Here is an 18,284-nt window from a genome sequence, read left to right on the forward strand (position 1 = left end):
ACCACACACGATCAGGAGTGACCTGTGGAAAAGTTTAAAGGCGCCTTGCTGGTAGGCGCTCTTCGGTTGTTTGCCCTATTGCCCTGGCGCGCGGTTCAAGCGGTCGGCACGGCGATTGGCTGGATCATGTGGAAAACCCCCAACCGTTCCCGCGACACGGTACGGATCAACCTCTCCAAGTGCTTCCCGGACATGGACCCGGTCGCACGTGAGCGCCTGGTCGGCCAGAGCCTCATGGATATCGGCAAGTCCCTGACTGAAAGCGCCTGCGCCTGGATCTGGCCCGCCCAGCGCTCCATCGACCTGGTACGTGAAGTCGAAGGCCTGGAAGTGCTGCATGCAGCATTGGCCTCGGGCAAAGGCGTGGTCGGCATCACCAGTCACCTGGGCAACTGGGAAGTGTTGAACCACTTCTATTGCAGCCAGTGCAAACCGATCATCTTCTACCGGCCGCCAAAGCTGAAAGCGGTCGACGAATTGTTGCGCAAGCAGCGGGTTCAGCTGGGTAACCGAGTAGCCGCGTCGACCAAGGAAGGCATTCTCAGTGTCATCAAGGAAGTGCGCAAAGGTGGCCAGGTCGGCATTCCCGCCGACCCGGAACCGGCGGAATCCGCAGGCATCTTCGTGCCGTTCTTTGCGACCCAGGCGCTGACCAGCAAGTTCGTGCCTAACATGCTCGCGGGCCACAAAGCCGTGGGCGTGTTCCTGCATGCCCTGCGACTGCCGGACGGCTCGGGTTACAAAGTGATTTTGGAAGCGGCGCCGGAAGATATGTACAGCACCGACACCGCCACCTCCTGCGCGGCGATGAGCAAGGTGGTGGAGCGCTATGTCGGCGCGTATCCGAGCCAGTACATGTGGAGCATGAAACGCTTCAAGAAACGCCCGCCCGGTGAGGCGCGGTGGTATTGATTTACGACTGACTTACGGTCGATGCAAAACTAGTGTGGGAGCGGGCTTGCTCGCGAATGCGGTGTAACAGACACACATTAAGTGACTGACACGACGCCTTCGCGAGCAAGCCCGCTCCCACATTTTGGATCCGCTTAGGCTTGGCGATCGAGTTTTTTCAGAAACACCGTCATCTCTTTCTCGGCCTGCTTGTCGCCATGCGCCAGGGCCGCTTCGATACCCTTTTCCCACGCCTGCCGTGCTGCTGCACTATCCCCCAGCCCCTGCTGCGCCTTGCCCAACAACTTCCACGCCGCCGAATACTTCGGGTCGAACTCGACGCATTTTTGCAGGTGCTCCGCCGCCTTGGCGTTTTCCTTTGCGTCCAGATAACCCTTGCCCAAGCCAAAGCGCAGCAGTGAATTATCCACACCCTTGGCGAGCATTTTTTCGAGGGATTCGAGCATGGCTGTGGATCCTTTAGCTAGGTAGGGTTTTCAATAACGCATCGCGGGCGAACCCGCTCCCATAGCAGCATCATGATCACCTGTGGGAGAGGCTTGCCCGCGATGGCGGCGGCAGGCTCCGCTGAGTGTGTTGATCAGAAAAAGCTCAACCCCACGTGGAACAGTTTCTCCACATCGCGGATATGTTTTTTATCCACCAGAAACAGAATCACATGGTCACCCGTGGCGATCACCGTATCGTCGTGGGCGATCAGCACCTCTTCGTCACGAATGATTGCGCCGATGGTGGTGCCCGGCGGCAGGCCGATATCGCGGATGGCCTTGCCGATGACTTTGCTCGATTTTGAATCGCCGTGGGCAATCGCCTCAATGGCTTCCGCCGCGCCTCGGCGCAGGGAGTGCACGCTGACGATATCGCCGCGGCGCACGTGGGTGAGCAACGTGCCGATGGTGGCCAGCTGCGGGCTGATAGCGATATCGATATCGCCGCCCTGGATCAGGTCGACATAGGCCGGGTTGTTGATGATGGTCATCACCTTCTTGGCCCCCAGCCGTTTGGCCAGCAGGGACGACATGATGTTGGCCTCGTCATCGTTGGTCAGGGCCAGGAAGATATCGGCATCGGCGATGTTCTCTTCCATCAACAGGTCGCGGTCCGAGGCGCTGCCTTGGAGTACGACGGTGCTGTCGAGGGTGTCGGACAAATGCCGGCAGCGTGCCGGGCTCATCTCGATGATCTTGACCTGGTAGCGGCTTTCGATCGCCTCCGCCAAACGCTCGCCGATCTGCCCGCCGCCGGCGATGACGATGCGCTTGTAGGTTTCATCCAGGCGGCGCATTTCGCTCATCACCGCGCGAATATTGGCTTTGGCGGCGATGAAAAAGACTTCGTCGTCGGCTTCGATCACCGTATCGCCCTGGGGCAGAATCGGCCGGTCGCGCCGGAAAATCGCCGCTACGCGGGTTTCCACATTCGGCATGTGCTCGCGCAGTTGGCGCAGTTGCTGGCCCACCAGCGGACCGCCGTAATAAGCCTTCACCGCCACCAGTTGCGCCTTGCCCTCGGCAAAGTCGATCACCTGCAACGCGCCGGGAATTTCGATCAGGCGCTTGATGTAGTGAGTCACCACTTGCTCGGGGCTGATCAACACGTCCACCGGAATCGCGTCGTTATCGAACAGCCCTGCACGGTTCAAATAAGCCCCTTCACGTACGCGGGCGATCTTGGTCGGGGTGTTGAACAGAGTGTGGGCGACCTGGCAGGCGACCATGTTGGTTTCGTCGCTGTTGGTGACGGCCACCAGCATGTCGGCATCGTCGGCACCGGCCTGGCGTAGCACCGCCGGGAATGACGCGCGGCCTTGCACGGTGCGGATGTCCAGGCGGTCACCCAGGTTGCGCAGGCGCTCGGCATCGGTGTCGACCACGGTAATGTCGTTGGCTTCGCTGGCCAAATGTTCAGCCAGCGTGCCGCCGACCTGCCCAGCCCCAAGGATGATGATTTTCATCCGGTCACTCCCTTAAACCCGTTCAGCCGCGCGCGGCGGCGATCTTGATCAGTTTGGCGTAGTAGAAGCCATCGTGCCCGCCTTCCTGTGCAAGCAGTTGGCGGCCATGGGGCTGCTTGATGCCGGCCGTGGTGGCGAGGTCCAGCTCGCGCGCGCCGCTGGTGCGGGCGAGGAAGGCTTCGATCACCTGCGTGTTTTCGGTGGGCAAGGTGGAACAGGTGGCGTAAAGCAGAATGCCGCCAACGTCGAGGGTCGGCCACAAGGCGTCGAGCAGCTCGCCTTGCAGCACCGCCAGGGCGGCGATGTCGTCGGGCTGACGGGTCAGCTTGATGTCCGGGTGGCGACGGATCACGCCGGTGGCGGAGCATGGTGCATCCAGCAGGATGCGCTGGAACGGTTTGCCGTCCCACCAGGCGGCCGTGTCGCGGCCGTCGGCGGCGATCAGGTCGGCACTCAGGCCAAGGCGCGCGAGGTTTTCGCGCACGCGTACCAGGCGCTTGGCTTCCAGGTCGACGGCGACCACGCCAGCGAGGTCTTTTTCGACCTCCAGTATGTGACAGGTCTTGCCGCCCGGTGCGCAGCAGGCGTCGAGTACGCGCTGGCCCGGTGCCAGGTCGAGCAGGTCGGCGGCCAGTTGCGCAGCTTCGTCCTGCACGCTGATCCAGCCTTCGGCAAAGCCCGGCAGGCTGCGGACGTCGGCGGCGGCTTCCAGCACGATGCCATCGACGCTGTACATACACGGCGAGGCATTAATGCCTGCGTCAGTCAGTAATTGCAGGTACGCGTCACGGCTGTGATGACGGCGGTTAACCCGCAAAATCATCGGAGGATGTGCATTGTTGGCCGCGCAAATGGCTTCCCATTGTTCAGGCCAGAAGGCTTTCAAGGACTTTTGCAGCCAGCGCGGATGGGCAGTGCGCACCACCGGGTCGTGTTCCAGTTCAGCCAGCAGCGCTTCGCTCTCGCGCTGGGCGCGGCGTAGCACGGCATTGAGCAGGGCTTTGGCCCAGGGCTTTTTCAGTTTGTCGGCGCAACCGACGGTTTCACCGATGGCGGCATGGGCCGGTACGCGGGTGTAGAGCAATTGATAGAGGCCGACCAGCAGCAGCGCTTCCACATCGGCATCGGCTGCCTTGAATGGCTTTTGCAGCAGCTTGGCCGCGAGCGCCGACAAGCGTGGCTGCCAGCGGGCCGTGCCAAACGCCAGGTCCTGGGTGAAGCCGCGATCGCGGTCTTCGACTTTATCCATCTGCGTAGGCAGCGAACTGTTCAACGAAGCCTTGCCGTTGAGGACGGCGGCGAGGGCCTTGGCGGCGGCCAGACGCGGGTTCATTGAGCGACCGCCCCGAGAACCGTGCCCAGCGCAAACTTCTCACGGCGGCTGTTGAACAAATCGCTGAAGTTAAGCGCCTTACCACCGGGCAATTGCAGACGCGTCAGACACAACGCTTGCTCACCGCACACGACCAGCAGGCCTTCCTTGCTGGCACCGATGACTTCACCGGGAGCGCCTTTGCCGTCAGCCAAGGTGGCGGCCAATACTTTCAAGGCTTCGCCATTAAGGGTGCTGTGGCAAATTGGCCACGGGTTGAAGGCGCGTACCAGGCGCTCCAGCTCCACGGCCGGGCGGCTCCAGTCGATGCGGGCTTCGTCTTTGTTCAGTTTGTGCGCATAGGTGGCGAGGCTGTCGTCCTGCACTTCGCCTTCCAGAGTGCCGGCAGCCAGGCCGGCGATGGCCTGTACCACGGCGGGCGGGCCCATCTCGGCCAAGCGGTCGTGCAAGCTGCCGCCGGTGTCTTCACGGGTGATCGGGGTGGTGACTTTGAGCAGCATCGGGCCGGTGTCCAGACCTGCCTCCATGCGCATCACGGTCACGCCGCTTTCACTGTCACCGGCTTCCACGGCGCGCTGGATCGGCGCCGCACCGCGCCAGCGCGGCAGCAGCGAGGCATGGCTGTTAATGCAACCCAGGCGCGGAATATCCAGCACCGCCTGAGGCAGGATCAAGCCATAGGCCACGACCACCAGCAGGTCCGGCTGCAATGCGGCGAGTTCCGCCTGGGCATCGGTGTTGCGCAGGGTCGGTGGTTGCAGCACCGGAATGTTGTGCTCAAGCGCCAGCTGCTTGACCGGGCTTGGCATCAGTTTTTGCCCGCGACCGGCCGGACGATCCGGCTGGGTGTACACCGCGACGATCTCATAAGGGCTGGCAAGCAGGGCCTTCAGGTGTTCGGCGGCAAATTCAGGAGTGCCGGCAAAAACAATGCGCAGTGGCTCGGTCATCGGAGTTCTCGGTTAAAAACAGTCACAAAAGAAAAAGGCTTGCCGTAGCAAGCCTTTGGAAGAAGGGCATCAAGCTTGCTGGCGATGCTTTTTTTCCAGCTTCTTCTTGATCCGGTCGCGTTTAAGCGTGGACAGGTAATCGACAAACAGTTTGCCGTTGAGGTGGTCGCATTCGTGCTGAATGCACACCGCCAGCAGGCCCTCTGCGATCAGCTCGTAGGGCTGGCCGTCGCGGTCCAGGGCCTTGATCTTCACGCGCACCGGGCGTTCGACGTTCTCGTAGAACTCCGGCACCGAGAGGCAGCCCTCCTGGTATTCACCCATCTCGTCGGTCAGCGGTTCGAACTCGGGGTTGATAAACACCCGAGGCTCGCTGCGATCTTCTGACAGGTCCATGACCACGACACGCTGATGCACGTTGACCTGGGTCGCGGCGAGGCCGATGCCCGGAGCTTCATACATTGTTTCAAACATGTCATCGACCAACTGACGAACCTTGTCGTCCACTACGGCCACCGGTTTGGCGATCGTGCGCAGGCGCGAGTCGGGGAATTCGAGGATGTTCAAAATAGCCATAAGCGTAATTGCTGCACATGTGAGGTAGAGGCAAATCGGCGTTGGGATGGACCCAGACAGCCGGTGTGAAAGGTTCGAAAGCCGCGAAGGCTATGGCATTTCACGCGAACGTACATAATAAAGGAGATTCACCCCATGAGGAAATCGCTACTCGTCTTGCTGCTGTGGGCGCCGCTCACCCTGGCGCTGCTGACACCGCCCGAACAGCGCCTGAATCAGGCGGCGCAACAGGCCATGCAGCGCTTTTTGCTGCATAACCGTATCCTCGATACCCCTCAGGATCTGGATAACGCGCCTTATATTGTCGCGGCTGAGGCGGGTCGAGTGTTGGGGGCCAGTGGCGAACGTGTGCACGCCAGAGGCCACCTGGACCCGGCCCAGCCAAATTATGGAATCTTTCGCCGAGGCAAGGTTTACACCGACCCGAACACCCAGGAGCAGCTGGGGGTTAACGCCGATGACATCGGCACCGCACGTTTTTTGACGGCCGGTGACCTGAGCACCCTCGCAGTACAACGAGTGACCCAGGAGGTCCGCCCAGGCGACCGATTGCTGCGCGCCGAACCTGGCGTCGAGCTGGCCCGGCTGCAAACCCCGCCGCACCCCGGGGCCCTGATCAAAGGGCACATCATCGACGTCCCCAAAGGCGTGACCCAGATCGGCGTGTTGGACGCCGTCACCTTGAACAAGGGCCGCCGCGACGGCCTGGTCGAAGGCCAACTGCTCACGGTGATCAAGCTGGGCGCGACCGTAAGGGATGTCTTCACCGGCGCTTTGACGAAACTGCCTGATGAGCGCGCCGGCACCCTGCAGGTGTTCCGCACCTACGAAAAGCTCAGTTATGGCCTGGTACTCAGCGCTTCAAGGTCGCTGGCGGTGCTGGACCGTTTTGAGACTGCCCAACAAACACAATAAATAGCCTGCTAAATAAGTTACCAACAGAGTTATCCACAGCTTGTTCCGATCAAGGATGATCAAATGTATCCGACAAACAGCGATGAAATTTCCCCGTCAGAACTGGAAGCCCGACTACGCTTGCACAGGCTGCCAGAACTGGGTCCCAAGCGTTTTCGCGTGTTGATCGAGGCGTTCGGCTCTGCCTCAAAGGCTATCAGCGCGCCTGCCAGTGCCTGGCGCTCCCTCGGGTTGCCGCCTGCCAGCGCGGATGCCCGACGCAGCCCGCAAATCCGTGACAGCGCCAGTGACGCGCTCGCGTGGTTGGAGCATCCCGCCCAGCATTTACTGATGTGGGACCAACCTGATTACCCTGCCTTGCTTGCGCAGATTGACGACGCCCCGCCGTTATTGTTCGTCGCCGGCGACCCCAAAATCCTGGAGAAACCGCAGTTGGCCATGGTCGGCAGTCGGCGCGCTTCCAGGCCCGGGCTGGACACCGCCGCCGCCTTTTCCCGCAGCCTCGCGAGCGCCGGTTTTGTCATCACCAGCGGGTTGGCCCTGGGCATTGACGGCGCTGCGCATCAAGCCGCATTGGATGTCGGCGGGCAGACAGTCGGCGTGCTTGGCACCGGCCTGGAAAATTTTTATCCACAGCGCCACCGGCGGCTCGCAGCCGCGATGATTGCCCAAGGGAGTGCGGTGGTTTCCGAGTTTCCACTGGACGCCGCGCCCCAGGCCGCTAACTTTCCCCGGCGCAACCGGATCATCAGTGGCCTGTCGCTGGGGGTGCTGGTGGTGGAGGCCAGCATGGCCAGCGGCTCGCTGATCACAGCAAAGCTCGCTGCCGAGCAGGGGCGTGAGGTGTACGCGATCCCCGGCTCCATCCATCATCCGGGGGCCAAGGGCTGTCATCAGTTGATTCGCGATGGTGCGACGTTGGTGGAATCCATCGAGCATATTCTTGACGGGTTGCGCGGCTGGCAGGCCTTGTCTCGCCCGGCACCGCTGCCGGTGACGCACCCGCTGGTGGCGCTGCTGCATGCCGCGCCTCACACCAGCGAGGCCCTGGCGATTGCCAGCGGGCGGCCCTTGTCCCACGTGCTGGCGACCCTTACCGAGCTGGAGCTCGAAGGCCAGGTCATCTGCGAAAGCGGGCGGTGGCTTGCGCGCTGCTAGGTTTTGTAAAGAACATCGGTAAACTGCGCAGAGCTTTAGTTCGGAGAGTGAGCAATGGTCAACAGGTGGCGTGTGCTGGAAACCGCACGAGAAATTCGCGCAGGCGCGGTGATCGCCTACCCGACCGAAGCGGTCTGGGGCCTTGGCTGCGACCCGTGGAATGAAGAGGCGGTGGACCGGCTGCTGGCGATCAAGAATCGGTCAGTGGACAAGGGGCTGATCCTGGTGGCGGACAATATTCGCCAGTTCGATTTTCTCTTTGAAGATTTCCCGGACACTTGGATCGAGCGCATGGCCAGCACTTGGCCTGGGCCGAATACCTGGTTGGTCCCCCATCAGGACTTGCTGCCTGAATGGGTCACAGGTGTGCATGACACCGTCGCCTTGCGGGTCAGCGATCATCCGCTGGTAAGGGATTTATGCTCATTGGTCGGGCCGCTGATTTCCACGTCGGCCAACCCGCAGGGCCGCCCGGCAGCGCGCACGCGGCTTCGTGTGGAGCAGTATTTCCGTGGCCAGGTTGATCGGGTATTGGGTGGCGCCCTGGGTGGGCGCAAGAACCCAAGCCTGATTCGCGATTTGGCGACAGGCGAGGTTGTGCGGCCTTCTTAAGATTGAGGTGCGGCCTTAGCGAGCAAGCCCGCTGCCACATTCGATCGCGTTCCTTCAGTTGGAATCCGATCAAAATGTGGCAGCGGGCTTGGCGCTGATGAGGCCCTCACCGCCTCAGTAGATCAATCGCCTTACGGCAACAGAATGGTCGACCCCGTCGTGCGTCGCCCTGACAATTCCGTCTGCGCCTTCGCCGCCTCGGCCAGCGAAAACCGCTGGTTGACATCAATGCGCACCTTGCCGCTCTTGATCATCGAGAACAGATCATCGGCCATGGTCTGCAAGTCTTTTGGATTGCTGGCATAGGTCGCCAAGGTCGGCCGAGTGACGTACAGCGAGCCCTTTGCGGCCAGAATGCCCAGGTTCACCCCGTCCACCGCGCCCGACGCATTCCCAAAACTCACCACCAGCCCACGCGGCGCCACGCTGTCCAGCGAGGTCAGCCAGGTGTCCTTGCCGACGCCGTCGTACACCACAGGCACTTTCTTGCCGTCGGTCAATTCCAGTACGCGTTGTGCGACGTTTTCCTTGCTGTAGTCGATGGTTTCCCAGGCACCGAGGGATTTGGCCAGGGCAGCCTTTTCCGGGGAGCTCACGGTACCGATCAACTTAACGCCTAACGCCTTGGCCCATTGGCAGGCCAGGGAGCCCACACCACCGGCAGCGGCATGGAACAGAATGGTCTCGCCACCCTTCAGTTCGTAAGTCTGGCGCAGCAGGTACTGCACGGTCAGGCCTTTGAGCATGGCGCCGGCGGCTTGCTCGAAGCTGATGTCATCCGGCAAGTGCACCAGGTTGGCGGCGGGCAATACATGCAGCTCGCTGTAGGCGCCCAGTGGGCCACTGCCGTAGGCCACGCGGTCACCGACCTTGAACTGGGTGACCTCGCTGCCCACCGCATCCACCACACCGGCGCCTTCTGCACCCAGGCCCGATGGCAGGGCTGGCGGCGCATAGAGACCGCTGCGGAAATAGGTGTCGATAAAATTCAGGCCGATGGCCTCGTTACGCACGCGAACCTGCTGAGGGCCTGGTTCTGCCGGGGTGTAGTCCACATACTCAAGTACTTCGGGGCCGCCATGGGCACGGAACTGGATACGTTTGGCCATCTGCACTTCTCCTGAGGTCGCATTTGCGTAGCCCTCTATCGGACTCCTAAGCTTGATCTTCGTCAACTGCGGCTTACTGGAGTGCAGTGGTATCCTGTGCGCCCATTTGCCGCCGACGCCCAATGGCCTCGCGTAGCTTTGCCCGATTCAAGGTGATGCCATGACTACCCGCACCGAGGCTGTTAAAGCCTACCTGCTTGACCTGCAAGACCGTATTTGCAGCGCCCTGGAAACCTTTGAGACGGACACTCGCTTTATCGAAGACGCCTGGACCCGGCCTGCGGGCGGCGGCGGTCGCACCCGTGTGATCGAAAACGGTTCGGTGATCGAAAAAGGCGGTGTTAACTTTTCCCACGTGTTTGGCAGCGGCCTCCCACCGTCCGCCAGCGCGCATCGTCCTGAGCTGGCCGGTCGTGGGTTTGAAGCCCTGGGCGTTTCGCTGGTGATCCACCCGCACAACCCCCATGTGCCGACGTCCCACGCTAACGTGCGCTTTTTCATCGCCGAAAAAGAAGGTGAAGAGCCGGTGTGGTGGTTCGGTGGCGGCTTCGACCTCACGCCGTATTACGGCAATGAAGAAGACTGTATCCATTGGCACCGCGTGGCCGAGCAGGCCTGTGCACCGTTCGGCGCGGATGTGTACTCGCGCTACAAGGCCTGGTGCGACACCTACTTCCACATCAAGCATCGCAATGAGCCACGCGGTATTGGCGGCCTGTTCTTCGATGATTTGAACGAGTGGGACTTCGACACCTGCTTCGCCTTCATCCGCGCCATCGGCGACGCCTACATCGACGCCTACCTGCCGATCGTGCAGCGCCGCAAGGCCGCCGCCTACACCGAGCAGCAGCGTCAGTTCCAAGAGTTCCGCCGTGGGCGCTATGTCGAGTTCAACCTCGTCTATGACCGTGGCACCCTGTTCGGCCTGCAATCGGGCGGCCGTACCGAGTCGATCCTGATGTCGCTGCCGCCGCAGGTGCGCTGGAGCTATGACTGGAAAGCCGAGGCCGGTAGCGAAGAAGCGCGCCTCACTGATTACTTCCTGCAAGATCGCGACTGGCTCGGCATTGCCGCGCCCAAGGCAGCTGTCTGATGGACCGTTATGTCGTCTTCGGCAACCCCATCGGCCACAGCAAATCGCCGCTGATTCACCGTATGTTCGCCGCGCAAACCGGTGAGCAATTGGACTACAGCACCCTGCTTGCGCCGCTGGAGGATTTCACCGGCTGTGCCCGTGAGTTTTTTCAACAAGGCCGTGGCGCCAATGTCACCGTGCCGTTCAAGGAAGACGCGTATCGCCTGGCCAACAGCCTGACCGAACGCGCCCAGCGCGCCGGCGCGGTGAACACCTTAAGCCAGTTGGCCGATGGCAGCCTGCTTGGCGATAACACTGATGGCGCGGGCCTTGTGCGCGACCTGACGGTGAACGCCGGGTTGAGCATCAAAGGCAAGCGTATCCTGCTGCTGGGCGCCGGTGGCGCGGTACGTGGGGCGCTGGAGCCGTTGTTGGCTGAGCAACCGGCCTCGCTGATCATCGCCAATCGGACCGTGGCAAAAGCCGAGTTGCTCGCCGAACTGTTCAACGACCTGGGCCCGGTGTCTGCCAGCGGTTTCGACTGGCTGCGTGAGCCGGTGGACGTGATCATCAATGCCACGTCCGCCAGCCTGTCAGGCGATGTACCGCCGATTGCCGGCAGCCTGATCGAGCCGGGCAAAACCTTCTGCTACGACATGATGTACGCCAAGGAACCGACCGCGTTCTGTCGCTGGGCTGCTGAGCAAGGCGCGGCGGTGGCGATGGACGGTTTGGGCATGCTGGTGGAGCAGGCCGCAGAAGCCTTTTTCCTGTGGCGCGGTGTGCGCCCGGATTCGGCGCCGGTGTTGGCTGAGTTGCGTAGGCAGTTGGCCTGACACAAAGCGAATGTGGGCACAGTCAGTGTGGGAGCGGGCTTGCTCGCGAAAGCGGTGTGTCAGTCAATAATTACTTAACTGAGCCACCGCATTCGCGAGCAAGCCCGCTCCCACAGTTTTAAGCGTGTTTATTCTTCAAAATGGATGGGGCAGTTGTCGGCCCCTTCCAATTTCTTTAATTCTTCCACTACCTGCGGCCTGGCTCGGCGCAACGTCAGGCTACGTCCCGCTCTGTGCAAACGCCGCGCCTCCTGGTGCAACATTTCCACCCCGGAATAGTCGATAAAGTTGATCTGTTGCGCCTCGATCACCACCCGCTCGCCTTGCAGGCTTTGCAGGCGTACTTGCAGGTAATGGCTGGCGCCAAAAAAAATCGAGCCGCCGACCCGCAATACATCCTCGTCACCGTCACGCCATTGCTGAACCCGTGGTTGCGACGTGCGTTTGAGGTAGAAAAACAGCGACGCCAGCACCCCCGCGTAAATCGCTGTTTGTAGCTCCAGCAGCAAGGTGGCCACGCAGGTCAGGCTCATCACCACAAACTCGGCCCGGCTCACGCGAAACAATGCGCGAATGCCGCGGTGGTCCACCAGGCCCCAGCAGATCAACAGGATGCTCGCGGCCATGCTGGGAATCGGAATGTGCGCGATCAACGCCGCGCCGAACAGCGCAAACAGCGCCACCCACGCGGCGGAAAACACACCTGCCAAGGGCGAACACGCGCCTGCCTCGTAGCTGAGGCCGGAACGCGTAAAGGAACCGGCTGACAAGTAGCCAGAGAAAAATCCGCCGACGATATTGGATAAACCCTGCGCCCGGACTTCCTGATTGGCGTCGAGTAACTGCTGCGAGCGCGCCGACAGCGAACGGGCAATCGACAGGCTCGTCACCAGCCCCAGCATGCCCACCGCCACGGCGCTGGGCAGCAGGCGCAGGAGCATATCCAGGTCCATCGGCAATGGGCTGAATGGCGGCAGTTTGCCCACGAACGAACTGACCAGCGCCACCTGGCCGAACATCGTCGGCCACAGCCACGCGGCCAGGCTGCCCAGAGACAGAGCGATCAATAGCGTGGGCCAGCGTGGCATCAGGTACTTGAGCAATGCGCCCACCAGCAAGGTGCCCAAGCCAAGGGCGAGTGAGGCATGGTCCCACTCGCCAGCATGGTTGATCAGCGCCGCCAGGCTATTGATCGCCGTGGCCTCGCTTGGTAACTCCAGCCCCAGCAGGTTGGGTAACTGCCCCAATGCAATCACCACGGCAGCCCCCAGGGTGAAACCCAGCACCACGGAATGGGAGACGAAATTCACCAGCGCGCCGAAGCGCAGCATGCCCAACAACCACTGGAAAACGCCGGCGAGGAAGGTCAGCAACAGGATCAAGGTGATGTAGTCCTGCGACCCCGGCACGGCCAATGGACTGATACTGGCGTAGAGCACGATGGAAATCGCCGCCGTCGGGCCACAGATCAGGTGCCAGGAGGAGCCCCAGAGGCAGGCGATCAGCACCGGAATAATCGCGGCGTATAAGCCGTATTCGGGTGGGAGACCGGCGATCAGCGCGTAGGCAATCGACTGCGGCAGCGCGAGTACCGCGCCGCTGAGGCCGACCATCGCATCCCGGCCGACACTGGCGCGGGTTTGGCGCGGTAGCCAGGCGAGGAAGGGCAAGAGTGTATGGCGGTTGAGCCGGGGCATCGCAAACTCGGTCGAAAGGGTTGGCTCAGAGTATCAGTCCACACCGACCCCTGTGGGAGCGGGGGTGTGTGGGAGCTGGCTTGCCTGCGATCCAGGCACCTCGGTAATACCGATACACCGCGGTGATGCTATCGCAGGCAAGCCAGCTCCCACAGGGATTAGCGTTTGGCATTAGAGTTTGGCTTTTACCGCCGCTAGCGCATCCTGGCCATCCACGGTTTTTACGCCATCGAGCCATTTATCCAGCACCGCCGGATTCGCCTTGATCCATGCCTTCGCCGCGTCGGCATTGCTGACCTTGTTATTGGCCACCTCAGCCATGATGCTGTTTTCCATGTCCTGGGTAAAACTCAGGTTGGTCAGCAGCTTCCCGACATTCGGGCAGGCCTGTGCATAACCCTTGCGGGTCAGAGTAAACACGCTGCCTTTGTCACCGAAGTACTTCTCGCCACCCTTGAGGTAATGCATTTTCAACTGCACGTTCATCGGGTGCGGTGTCCAGCCGAGGAAGGTGACGAAGCGCTGTTTCTTCACCGCGCGCGACACCTCAGCCAGCATCGCCTGCTCACTCGACTCGATCAGCTTCCACTGGCCCAGGTCGAAGTCGTTCTTCTTGATGATCTCCTGCAGCGAGATATTCGCCGGCGCGCCGGAGCCGATGCCGTAGATCTTTTTGTCGAACTTATCCGCAAACCTGTTCAAGTCAGCAAAGTCATGCACCCCGGCGTCCCACACATAGTCCGGGACGGCGAGGGTGAACTCGGTGCCGTCGAGGTTTTTCGCCAGTTGCACCACGTCGCCATTGGCCACGAACTTGTCATAGAAGCCCTGCTGCGCCGGCATCCAGTTACCCAGGAACACATCCACCTGGCCGTCCTTGAGACCGCCAAACGTAATCGGCACCGCCAGGGTGTCGACCTTGGCCTTGTAGCCCATGCCGTTCAACAGAAAACCGGTGATGGCATTGGTGGCGGCGATATCGCTCCAGCCCGGATCGGCCATCTTCACGGTATCGCAGCTTGAGTCGGCATAGGCGCCGGCGCTGCTCAACGCCAGCAGTGCAACGCTCAACACGGTGGATAACTTTTGCATGGCCTTCCCCTCAGTTTTATTGGTTTTGGCAGGGTTTTGGATAACGTGCCTTACGCTCCAGATCGTCGAGGTCGATATGGTTGCGCATGTATTGCTGACTGGCGTCTACCAGTGGCTGGTGGTCCCAGCTCTTCAGCTTGCCCTGGGTCAGCGCCTCAAATACCAGGCGACGACGGCGTTGGCTGGCGAGCACCTGCTGGTGGATCGCCGGGATGTCCCATTTGGCCCGCGCCTCACGCAAAAACGCCTCGAACAGTGGCCGGTGTTCCGGTGATTGGCTGAGGTCTTCCCGCTCGTGCGGGTCGTTGCGTACATCAAACAGTAGGCACGGATCGTCCTCGCTGTAGATGAACTTGTAAGCGCCACGGCGAATCATCATCAGCGGGCTGATGGTGCCTTCGGCCATGTATTCACCGAACACTTCGTCGTGCCCGCCCAGCCGCTGCAAGTGCGGGACCAGTGAGCGGCCGTCCAGCGGTAAACGCGGGTCCAGTTCGCCGCCGGCCAGTTCCACCAGTGTCGGCAACAGGTCGGCCGTCGACACGGCCTGAGACACGCGGCCAGCGGCAAACTGGCCTGGCGCACTGACCAGCAGCGGCACGCGGGCGGCCATTTCAAACCAGTGCATTTTGTACCAGAGGCCGCGCTCGCCGAGCATGTCGCCGTGGTCGCCGGAGAAGATGATGATGGTGTCATCGGCCAGCCCGGTGTCTTGCAGGGTTTGCAGGAGTTTGCCGACGTTGCTGTCGATATAGCTGCATGCGCCGAAGTAGGCGCGGCGGGCATCACGGATCTTGTTCAGCGGCAGCGGCTTGTCCCACAGGTCATACACCTTGAGCAGGCGTTGGGAGTGCGGGTCGAGGTCGGCCTGGGCTGGCGTCGTAGGCAATGGGATGTCGCTGTCGTCGTACAGGTCCCAGAACGGTTTGGGAATCGTGTACGGGTCATGTGGGTGAGTCATCGACACGGTCAGGCAGAACGGCTGGTCGCCGTCTTCACGAATATGGTCGAACAAATACTGCTGGGCCTTGAACACCACCTCTTCGTCAAAATCCAGCTGGTTGGTGCGCACGCACGGGCCGGCTTGCAGCACCGAAGACATGTTGTGATACCAGGTGGGGCGCACGTCCGGCTCGTCCCAATTCACCGCCCAGCCATAGTCGGCGGGGTAGATGTCACTGGTCAGGCGTTCTTCGTAACCGTGCAGTTGGTCTGGCCCGCAAAAGTGCATTTTGCCGGACAACGCGGTGCGGTAGCCCAGGCGACGCAAGTAATGGGCGTAAGTCGGCACATCGGCGGGGAAATCCGCCGCGTTGTCGTAGGCGCCAATCTTGCTCGGCAACTGGCCACTGACCAGGGTGAAACGCGACGGCGCACACAACGGGCTGTTGCAATAAGCAGCGTCGAACACCACGCCCTGTTCGGCGAGGCGGCTCAGGTTGGGCAGCTTGATCGGGGAAGGTCCGTAGAACGGAAGCATCGGCGCGGCCATTTGATCGGCCATGATGAAAAGAATGTTCTTGCGCTTCATGAGTCTTCGGCATTCCATAGGCGGTGTTTATGCGAATGAGCATGCAGCCCATGGAAAATGGGGTAAAGCCCATGAAAAGCAATGTCTAGGATAAGCACAGCTTATGTATGAAGCCCTCGGCGATTTATCCCTCGACCTGCTGCGCGCTTTCGAAGCGGCGGCACGCCATCGCAGCTTCACCGCCGCCGCGATGGAATTGGGCACCACTCAGCCGGCCATCAGCCAGCAAATCAAGCGCCTTGAAGAACAGCTGGCGATCCGCCTGTTTGATCGCATCTACCGCGGCATCGAACTGACCGACGCTGGCGCGCTGTTGTTCGAGCACGTCCAGGGCGGCTTGCAGGCGATCAATTCGGGCCTCAGCGCGATCACTCAACAGGACCAGCATGAAGTGCTGCAAGTGGCCACCGACTTTGCCTTTGCCGCCTACTGGCTGATGCCGCGCCTGCATCGCTTCCACCAGGCCAACCCACACGTTGACGTGAGCCTGGTCACCAGCGAGCGCAACCACGCCACCTTGCGCAGCGATATCGACGTGGCAGTGTTGTTCGGCGACGGTCGTTTCAAGCAGGGCGAAAGTCTTTGGCTGTTCAATGAGGAAGTGTTCCCGGTGTGCAGCCCGCAATGGCTGAAGGACCAGGCCACCGCGTTGACCGTGCAGACCTTGCCGGACTATCCCCTGTTGCACCTGCGCCAGGAAAACAACAGCCAGTGGTTCGACTGGAGCGGCGTGTTTCGCGAGCTGGGCATCACCGCCGTGCCCACCCCTGGCCAATTACGCTTCGACAACTACACCCTGCTGATCCAGGCCGCGATTGCTGGCCAGGGCGTGGCCATCGGCTGGCGCCATTTGGTTGATAACCTGCTGGAACAGAACTGGCTGTGCCGACCGATCACCGACACGGTGATCTCGCGTTTTGGCTATTACGTGGTGCAGCCCCAGCGAAAGCGCCGCGGTCAGTTAGTCGAGCGCTTTGTCGACTGGCTGGTGGCCGAGCAAGCCAGCAGCGCGCAGTCGTTGACCGGGCTGGCCCTGCCGTCGATTGCGGTCTAGGATCGGGGCCTACTGGATGCGGATTTCTCCATGCAACGTATCAAGGGCTACCACGCCCATATCTACTTCGACGCCAGCACTATCGGCCAGGCGCGCAGCCTGTGCGAAGACGCGGCGCGCTTGTTCCCGCTGCGCATGGGCCGTGTGCACGAACGGCCAGTGGGCCCGCACCCTGACTGGAGCTGCCAACTGGCATTCGAGCCGGAGTACATCGGCGTCGTGCTGCCGTGGCTGGCGCTGCATCGCGAAGGCCTGGTGGTGTTTCTGCACCCTGAGACCGGCGATGACTTGAAGGACCACACCGATTACGCGATCTGGATGGGCGCAATGCGCGCGCTGGACCTGTCTGTTTTTTAACCAATGTCCAAACAAATCCCGTTCCCTTGTGCAAAGGCGACGGGATTTTTTTCATGCCCGCCCAATATATGGGACTGTTATTTATATATTGAGATATCGCCAGCCATAGGTTTATATTCGCCCATCTGCTTTTTTCAGCACCCACTCATTTCAGGTGAAGCGATGCAGGCGCAATTGATCGTGCTCGACTGGGGGACCAGCTCCCTTCGTGCTTATAAACTCGGGCCGGCCGGCGAGGTGCTGGAACAGCGCTCGCTGGCATTCGGCATCATGCACCTGCCCACTGAACCGCGGGAGATTGCCGGCGTTCGCTGCGGCGATGGCTTCGAGTTGGCGTTCGATGCCGCCTGCGGCGACTGGCTCGACGCCGAACCCAACTTGCCGGTGATCGCCTGCGGCATGGTGGGCAGCGCCCAGGGTTGGAGCGAGGCGGCCTATCGCAATACGCCAGTCGATGTGGCCAGCCTGGGCCAGGCGCTCCACACAGTGCGCAGCCTGCGCGGGGTGGATGTGCATATCGTGCCTGGCGTGATCGAACAGGTCGGCTTGCCCAATGTGATGCGCGGCGAAGAAACCCAAGTGCTGGGCGTGCTGCAAGGCCTTGAGGCCGAGGTCCTGATTGGTCTGCCCGGCAGTCATTCCAAATGGGTCGAGGTGAAAGGCGGCTGCATCACTCATTTCGACACCTTCATGACCGGCGAGCTGTTCGCGGTGCTGAGCAAGCACAGCCTCCTCGGGCGTACTCAAAAAACATCCGAACACTTCCAGGCCGAGGCGTTTGATCGCGGCGTGAACGTGGCGTTATCAGCAGATGGCCAACGTGGCGTGCTCTCGACGCTGTTCAGCGCGCGCACCCTGGGCTTGACCGCGCAACTGGCACCCGAACAGCAACCGGATTATCTGTCCGGCCTGCTCATTGGCCATGAACTCGCCGGTTTGCCGCGCCAGGCGAAACACCAACCCATCGTCCTAGTCGGCGCCGCACCGCTCTGCGCCCGCTACCAACGCGCCCTCGCGCTGTGCGGTTTCGCCCCGGTCAGCCTGGCGCAGGAAGCCACCGAGCGCGGCTTGTGGCAACTGGCAGTCGCGGCCGGGCTCACTCAACCTGTATCGGAGGCCTGAC

Annotated in this window: 18 protein-coding genes; 9 read left to right on the top strand and 9 right to left on the bottom strand. The window is 61.4% G+C overall.

Features of this window, described 5'->3' with window-relative positions; all coding sequences use genetic code 11:
* The first annotated feature begins 24 nt into the window (after window positions 1-24).
* Window positions 25-912 carry a lysophospholipid acyltransferase gene (locus tag A7D21_RS11825; RefSeq protein WP_053253613.1) on the top strand — a complete coding sequence of 296 codons (888 nt, stop codon included), beginning with the start codon at window positions 25-27 and terminating at the stop codon, window positions 910-912.
* A 134-nt stretch (window positions 913-1,046) separates the two neighbouring features.
* Here the strand turns inward: A7D21_RS11825 and A7D21_RS11830 are convergent, their stop codons facing one another.
* The 5 genes from A7D21_RS11830 to def all read right to left on the bottom strand — a co-directional run bounded on the left by A7D21_RS11830 (window position 1,047) and on the right by def (window position 5,725).
* Window positions 1,047-1,358, bottom strand: a complete 312-nt coding sequence (locus tag A7D21_RS11830; RefSeq protein ID WP_053253614.1) for a tetratricopeptide repeat protein — start codon at window positions 1,356-1,358, stop codon at window positions 1,047-1,049.
* Between the two features lie 134 nt (window positions 1,359-1,492).
* The gene (trkA, locus tag A7D21_RS11835) at window positions 1,493-2,866 is read right to left on the bottom strand and encodes a Trk system potassium transporter TrkA (protein ID WP_053253615.1); all 1,374 of its coding nucleotides are present in this window, start codon (window positions 2,864-2,866) and stop codon (window positions 1,493-1,495) included.
* A 22-nt stretch (window positions 2,867-2,888) separates the two neighbouring features.
* The gene (gene rsmB / locus A7D21_RS11840; protein ID WP_069551773.1) at window positions 2,889-4,199 is read right to left on the bottom strand and encodes a 16S rRNA (cytosine(967)-C(5))-methyltransferase RsmB; all 1,311 of its coding nucleotides are present in this window, start codon (window positions 4,197-4,199) and stop codon (window positions 2,889-2,891) included.
* Window positions 4,196-5,149, bottom strand: coding sequence for a methionyl-tRNA formyltransferase (fmt, locus tag A7D21_RS11845; RefSeq protein ID WP_053253617.1), 954 nt, complete (start codon window positions 5,147-5,149; stop codon window positions 4,196-4,198). The genes rsmB and fmt overlap by 4 nt, the downstream gene beginning before the upstream one ends.
* 69 nt (window positions 5,150-5,218) lie before the next feature.
* A complete protein-coding gene (gene def / locus A7D21_RS11850) occupies window positions 5,219-5,725 on the bottom strand; it encodes a peptide deformylase (protein WP_053253618.1) in 507 nt (168 codons plus the stop codon).
* 135 nt (window positions 5,726-5,860) lie between these two features.
* Between def and A7D21_RS11855 the strand changes: the two genes are divergently transcribed.
* The 3 genes from A7D21_RS11855 to A7D21_RS11865 all read left to right on the top strand — a co-directional run bounded on the left by A7D21_RS11855 (window position 5,861) and on the right by A7D21_RS11865 (window position 8,410).
* On the top strand, window positions 5,861-6,640 hold the full coding sequence (locus A7D21_RS11855; protein WP_069551774.1) for a peptidoglycan-binding protein: 780 nt from the start codon (window positions 5,861-5,863) through the stop codon (window positions 6,638-6,640).
* A 63-nt stretch (window positions 6,641-6,703) separates the two neighbouring features.
* The gene (gene dprA / locus A7D21_RS11860; protein WP_053253620.1) at window positions 6,704-7,798 is read left to right on the top strand and encodes a DNA-processing protein DprA; all 1,095 of its coding nucleotides are present in this window, start codon (window positions 6,704-6,706) and stop codon (window positions 7,796-7,798) included.
* Window positions 7,799-7,852: 54 nt separating this feature from the next.
* Window positions 7,853-8,410 carry an L-threonylcarbamoyladenylate synthase gene (locus A7D21_RS11865; RefSeq protein WP_053253621.1) on the top strand — a complete coding sequence of 186 codons (558 nt, stop codon included), beginning with the start codon at window positions 7,853-7,855 and terminating at the stop codon, window positions 8,408-8,410.
* A 131-nt stretch (window positions 8,411-8,541) separates the two neighbouring features.
* On the opposite strand, the gene A7D21_RS11870 is transcribed toward A7D21_RS11865, so the two are convergent.
* Window positions 8,542-9,519, bottom strand: coding sequence for an NADPH:quinone reductase (locus A7D21_RS11870; protein WP_069551775.1), 978 nt, complete (start codon window positions 9,517-9,519; stop codon window positions 8,542-8,544).
* A 160-nt stretch (window positions 9,520-9,679) separates the two neighbouring features.
* On the opposite strand from A7D21_RS11870, the gene hemF reads away from it, so the two are divergent.
* Together hemF and aroE are read left to right on the top strand one after the other, a co-directional pair.
* Window positions 9,680-10,612: an oxygen-dependent coproporphyrinogen oxidase gene (gene hemF / locus A7D21_RS11875; RefSeq protein ID WP_053253623.1), complete on the top strand. Its 933-nt coding sequence runs from the start codon at window positions 9,680-9,682 to the stop codon at window positions 10,610-10,612.
* Complete coding sequence (aroE, locus tag A7D21_RS11880) at window positions 10,612-11,430, top strand: shikimate dehydrogenase (RefSeq protein WP_053253624.1); 819 nt, start codon at window positions 10,612-10,614, stop codon at window positions 11,428-11,430. Before hemF ends, aroE begins: the two co-directional genes overlap by 1 nt.
* A 128-nt stretch (window positions 11,431-11,558) precedes the next feature.
* Here the strand turns inward: aroE and A7D21_RS11885 are convergent, their stop codons facing one another.
* The 3 genes from A7D21_RS11885 to betC form a co-directional block, all read right to left on the bottom strand.
* Window positions 11,559-13,127, bottom strand: a complete 1,569-nt coding sequence (locus tag A7D21_RS11885; RefSeq protein ID WP_069551776.1) for a SulP family inorganic anion transporter — start codon at window positions 13,125-13,127, stop codon at window positions 11,559-11,561.
* Window positions 13,128-13,298: 171 nt separating this feature from the next.
* Window positions 13,299-14,219: a choline ABC transporter substrate-binding protein gene (choX, locus tag A7D21_RS11890; RefSeq protein ID WP_053253626.1), complete on the bottom strand. Its 921-nt coding sequence runs from the start codon at window positions 14,217-14,219 to the stop codon at window positions 13,299-13,301.
* A gap of 16 nt (window positions 14,220-14,235) precedes the next feature.
* A complete protein-coding gene (gene betC / locus A7D21_RS11895) occupies window positions 14,236-15,750 on the bottom strand; it encodes a choline-sulfatase (RefSeq protein WP_069551777.1) in 1,515 nt (504 codons plus the stop codon).
* 103 nt (window positions 15,751-15,853) lie between these two features.
* Here betC and A7D21_RS11900 point away from each other — a divergent pair, with 103 nt between their 5' ends.
* The 3 genes from A7D21_RS11900 to A7D21_RS11910 all read left to right on the top strand — a co-directional run bounded on the left by A7D21_RS11900 (window position 15,854) and on the right by A7D21_RS11910 (window position 18,283).
* On the top strand, window positions 15,854-16,804 hold the full coding sequence (locus tag A7D21_RS11900) for a LysR family transcriptional regulator (protein ID WP_069551778.1): 951 nt from the start codon (window positions 15,854-15,856) through the stop codon (window positions 16,802-16,804).
* Between the two features lie 30 nt (window positions 16,805-16,834).
* The gene (locus tag A7D21_RS11905) at window positions 16,835-17,161 is read left to right on the top strand and encodes a DOPA 4,5-dioxygenase family protein (protein ID WP_053253629.1); all 327 of its coding nucleotides are present in this window, start codon (window positions 16,835-16,837) and stop codon (window positions 17,159-17,161) included.
* 162 nt (window positions 17,162-17,323) lie between these two features.
* Window positions 17,324-18,283: a 2-dehydro-3-deoxygalactonokinase gene (locus tag A7D21_RS11910; RefSeq protein WP_069551779.1), complete on the top strand. Its 960-nt coding sequence runs from the start codon at window positions 17,324-17,326 to the stop codon at window positions 18,281-18,283.
* Window position 18,284: the final 1 nt, after the last annotated feature.

It is taken from the genome of Pseudomonas sp. AP19 (genome assembly GCF_001728855.1).
In the GTDB taxonomy this organism is placed as follows: domain Bacteria; phylum Pseudomonadota; class Gammaproteobacteria; order Pseudomonadales; family Pseudomonadaceae; genus Aquipseudomonas; species Aquipseudomonas fluorescens.